Source organism: Streptomyces sparsus (assembly GCF_054776295.1).
The window spans coordinates 1-1,027 of sequence record NZ_BAAHCA010001324.1 but is presented as its reverse complement, the minus strand read 5'-3'; the positions used below and the strand labels follow the sequence as shown (position 1 = coordinate 1,027).

Below are 1,027 nucleotides of genomic sequence, written 5' to 3'. Positions count from 1 at the left end.
GCTTCGGCGGGGCACTCGGTGGGTTCAGCCGGCGAGCAGCTCCACGCCGCCGGACTCACCGAAGGTGAGCCGGCAGGTGTCGGCGCGGTAGGTGGAGACGGCGACCGCCGTCACGCGCCCGCCGGAGAGGTAGCGGGTGGTGACCACCAGCACCGGGGCACCGGGCAGCCGGTCCAGTCGGCGGGACTCCTCCGCGCCGGCCGAGCCCAGCTCCACCGAGCGGTCCTGTCCGTCGAGTGTGTGGTCGCGCTGGAGAGCGCGGAGCACCGCCCTGCCGCGGGCAGCGCCGTCCCCCGCCTCCGCGCGCGGCGCGTCGGTCGGTACGTAGAGCAGTTCGGTGGCGAGCGGCTGGCCCTGCGAGGTGCGGGCCCGGCGTACGACGTGCACCGTCTCGCCGGCGCTCAGCCCCAGCATGCCGGCGACCGGGGCGGGCGGAGCGGCCTCCGCGCAGTCCTGCACCTGCCATGCGTCACCGGGGCCGCCCGGCCAACTGTCCTGCACAGGGGCGATGTCCACGCCGACACGCGGCGGGGCGACGGTGGTGCCCACTCCGCGGCGGCGCTGCAGGCGCCCCTCGAACTCCAGTTGCTCCAGCGCCTGTCGCAGGGTCGCCCGGGCCACGCCGTAGCGGGCGGCGAGATCGCGCTCGTTCGGCAGGATCTGCCCGACGGCGAACTCGGAGTCCAACGCCTCCGACAGCACCGTCTTGAGGTGCCAGTACTTGGGCTCCGGCGCCGTCTCCAACTGCGTGGTCCCCACCCTTGCCTCCGCAATCGCCGTGTCGCCGTGTAGCCGACGGATTTATGCGTGCTTCTTTTTTAAAGGTTGTTGCGTATGCCTTGTGACCATAGGACGGCCCGACCCGTTGGTCAAGACCAATGCCTGCCGCCACCCGGCAGGGCGGTTCGGTAGCGTCGCGCGGAGACCGGCGCACCGGCCGCCGGCGGCTGAGGGGGCCGTCATGGCGCAGCCGGTCACCGCCGTCACCGGCGGCAGCCGCGGCATCGGCTCGGCGGTCGTGGAGCGG

The 1,027-nt window shown here is 73.6% G+C and carries 2 protein-coding genes; one reads left to right on the top strand and one right to left on the bottom strand.

The window, feature by feature from the left end:
• Nucleotides 1-24: 24 nt before the first annotated feature.
• The gene (locus ACYVE9_RS28195) at nt 25-759 is read right to left on the bottom strand and encodes a GntR family transcriptional regulator (protein WP_461030719.1); all 735 of its coding nucleotides are present in this window, start codon (nt 757-759) and stop codon (nt 25-27) included.
• An 82-nt stretch (nt 760-841) separates the two neighbouring features.
• On the opposite strand from ACYVE9_RS28195, the gene ACYVE9_RS28190 reads away from it, so the two are divergent.
• Nucleotides 842-1,027, top strand: a 186-nt coding sequence (locus ACYVE9_RS28190; protein WP_461030718.1) for a hypothetical protein, incomplete at its 3' end; no start/stop codon positions are given.